The organism is Nostoc sp. CALU 546, assembly GCF_048836525.1.
The window spans coordinates 49,573-52,694 of the sequence record NZ_JAWJTF010000059.1 but is presented as its reverse complement, the minus strand read 5'-3'; the positions used below and the strand labels follow the sequence as shown (position 1 = coordinate 52,694).

The following is a 3,122-nucleotide window of genomic DNA, read 5'->3' as shown; positions in this document are numbered from 1 at the left end:
AGACTTGTGTGTACACTGTAGCCTTTTGGGAAAAGGGGAGACAAAGTTTAATAAGTAACCCCAGTTGCTAGGTCAAGTTGCTTTTCATCACCTTTCCAAGCGGTTTCCAATTCAGTTTTGACAAGTTTAGCAGCCTGATCTTTGCCGAGTGCCTGCAAACTTGCCTGCAAGCCAAATAGAGAACGCCCGTTATGAGGATACTTTTTGAGATCAGCACGAAAGACTTCTTCAGCCTCTCTATAGTTACCCTTAGCCAAAAGCACAGCGCCCAAAGACTCTCGCGTGGGGAAGTACCAGTCTGGTGGTTCCACATAATCGAGAGCATCTTCTGCGACTACTGCTTGTTCTAGCAATTGAATGGCAGATTCATAATCATGCTTTTCTCTGGCAATTTTGGCGTCTAAAACTTTTGAGGCAATGTCTAAAATGCGACTGGCAGGACTAAATCCAATGGTTGCTTCGGCGGGAATTACCTGTTTAGCGGCCAGTAATGCACTGCTTTCATTTGCTGCATCTTCAAATTTGCCTGTGGCTGCCGTTGCCATACCACGAGCAAAATGCCAAAGTGCTGTTGTAGTAGGTAGTTTAGCATCGGGAGCAGGAGTTTTTAAGATGGCATCCCAGTCATGAAAGCGTGTCTGAATCAGCATTTTGCTGCCCAGGAATCCCTCAAGCATTGGTATATGTGGGCCAATCGCAGTAATGTTGGTGACTAATTTCTCTGCGGATTTCAGAGCATCTTCATACTTTCCTGCCATGCTGCTGGCTACCATGAGAAAATGTACGTTGTGGTTGTAGTACATCATGGGGTAAGTGCCCTGGACTTGATATTTGTTGATGTAAATATCATCTTGAGCGATCGCCTGTTGGTTTACCTGCATTGCCCCTTCATAATCTCCCACACGAAAATAAATATGGGAAGGCATGTGTACCAAGTGTCCCGCCGCTGGCGCTAAAGTTCCTAGTCGTTTGGCACTCATAAGGGCCCGTTCTGGGGAAGGCGAGGCTTCTACGGCATGGATATAGTAATGATTAGCTCCCGTATGATTCGGGTTTCGTTGGAGAACTGATTCTAAAACAGCTACAATTTCTTCTGTATCTGGCTGTGGCTTGCCATCTTTAGTCCAGTGTTGCCAAGGATGCAAATCCATTAAGCTTTCAGCGTAAAGCGTTGCCGCATCCAAATCATCAGGATAGCGCTTGACTAGGGTTGCCATTGCTTTTGCGTAATCTACCGCTAGTTGATACAAGTCTGCATCGGGATTTTGGGAGTAACGTTTTGCTAAGGCGGTAATGTAGTCTTGTTCTTGGGTAGATGCTTGGGTAGAAAGTGCCAAGGCTTGCTGTACTGCTTGGTAAGCAGCTAATTCTCGCTTGGGGTCTATTGCTGAGTTAATATTAGGCCCCAGAGCTAAAGCAATACCCCAATATGCGATCGCCAAATGCGGATCGAGTTTGGCAGCGTGTTGAAAAGAACGCATTGCCTCGTCATGATTGAAAGCGTAAATTAAATTTAATCCCTGATCGAAAAACTCTTGTGCTTGGGGATTAGGAGTAGAAACTGGATGGTGGATTGTGCCAAGTCCAGATATTAAGGTGTAGGGCTGTTTTACTTCAGCGATCGCCGCACTAGGAGCGACTAAAGAGAGTATAAGTACCCAAACTATAAATAAGTACTTCATTGTCTATATTCTTTTTCTTCAAGCTCTTTTTTTCTTAATATTCAAATGCCACAGTTTCTCTAAAGAGGCAACTTGTTGGCGAAGAACAGCAGCACGCTGTTTCTTATAAATATTAAACCCTGCAAACACAATCATTGGAATCAAGATTGAACATCCGATGAAAATGTTAACAGATGCATCAGTTTGCATCCTAGAGTCTACATATTGGGAGTTGGTAGTTGGTTGAGTAGTAGAATGCGATCGCATAAATACTTTCATAAATATTAATCAGTAAGAAGCTAGAGATAAACGTGGATACTTGTTACTGCTGCTTTTAAACCCAAGCAGTATTGAGTGGTGTAGATAATTTGTCTTTGAAGATGCGATGAATCGCCGTCTCTACAAGTGTTTTGTTGCTCATTCTGAACTGTATTGCGCTATAGACCACCAAATTTCTGATGCTTGGAAGCCTCAGCACCCTGTAGGCACTTCAAAGCCACTGATTAGACTTTTCTGTGTTTTCTTGCACCAGCTAAACTACTCTTCAGTTAAAGCTTGAAAAATTATGCTTCTTTCCGCGCAATATTTGTGACAAAAGCAGAGAAAAGGAGGAAGTGAAGCGATCGCTTAGTCGAGCCGCAGGAGAATAACTTTCCCCTGCCCCCTGTCTACATAGCGATGGAATATTTAGTTATTTGGAAGTCCCTTATTCCTGCCTTCTGGCTCCTTCAACATCATCGCTATCTACCTAAAGTTGTAAATTATTTTGTCTCAAGGTAGAACAATAGAATTTACTTTAACTCTCCAAGATGAATTTAACTGTTAAATAACTATGTACAAAGAACACAACTATTCTTCATAAAAGCATCGTCAGATAGAAGAATTAAAAGTTGTCTAAAAGTAATCTATAAACATTGCAGCGCTTTTCGAGCAAGCAATAAAAATCAACACTTAAAATACTTTAGGAACAACGAATATGAGTATCGAAGATAGAGCAAAAGCTTTTGCTAAAAACGTCGAAGGTAAAGTACAAGAGGTCATTGGCGAAGTAACTGGCGATCCTAAAGATAAAGCTGAAGGTAAAGCTAAACAAGCTGAAGCCCAAGTCCGTCACACGGCTGAGAATATCAAAGATGAAGTTAAAAAGACTTTAGAATAAAATATCACAATATTTATTGTAGGATGGGCGTCTCGCCCGTCCTTATGAACTGGGCGGGTTTTCCTGCCCAGTTCATTTGTTGGAGTTCCCTAACCAAAATCACGATTTTTGTTACCAAAAGCAGGGTAGATGTTTAAGAGGTTGTTTGAAAAGTCCTCTTGTCGGTATCAAAAGTTTTAGATCCCCCTAAATCCCCCGATAAATTGGGGGACTTTAAGAAGTTTTCCCCCCTTTTTAAGCTACGGTGTACACACGAGTCAAAAAAAGATCAATTTCGCATTGTTCGCTGGTTTATCTCGTTC

The 3,122-nt window shown here is 42.0% G+C and carries 3 protein-coding genes; 1 reads left to right on the top strand and 2 read right to left on the bottom strand.

The window, feature by feature from the left end; genetic code table 11:
* Positions 1–47: 47 nt before the first annotated feature.
* Together RRG12_RS25480 and RRG12_RS25475 are read right to left on the bottom strand one after the other, a co-directional pair.
* Positions 48–1,682: a tetratricopeptide repeat protein gene (locus tag RRG12_RS25480; RefSeq protein ID WP_420761084.1), complete on the bottom strand. Its 1,635-nt coding sequence runs from the start codon at positions 1,680–1,682 to the stop codon at positions 48–50.
* 18 nt (positions 1,683–1,700) lie between these two features.
* Positions 1,701–1,940, bottom strand: coding sequence for a hypothetical protein (locus tag RRG12_RS25475; RefSeq protein ID WP_420761083.1), 240 nt, complete (start codon positions 1,938–1,940; stop codon positions 1,701–1,703).
* A gap of 697 nt (positions 1,941–2,637) precedes the next feature.
* Between RRG12_RS25475 and RRG12_RS25470 the strand changes: the two genes are divergently transcribed.
* Positions 2,638–2,820 carry a CsbD family protein gene (locus RRG12_RS25470; RefSeq protein WP_069068231.1) on the top strand — a complete coding sequence of 61 codons (183 nt, stop codon included), beginning with the start codon at positions 2,638–2,640 and terminating at the stop codon, positions 2,818–2,820.
* Positions 2,821–3,122: the final 302 nt, after the last annotated feature.

Bases quoted from the DNA above. Each gene is read 5' to 3' on its own strand.
- RRG12_RS25480 (WP_420761084.1), bottom strand. From the start codon at position 1,682: ATGAAGTACTTATTTATAGTTTGGGTACTTATACTCTCTTTAGTCGCT.
- RRG12_RS25475 (WP_420761083.1), bottom strand. From the start codon at position 1,940: ATGAAAGTATTTATGCGATCGCATTCTACTACTCAACCAACTACCAAC.
- RRG12_RS25470 (WP_069068231.1), top strand. From the start codon at position 2,638: ATGAGTATCGAAGATAGAGCAAAAGCTTTTGCTAAAAACGTCGAAGGT.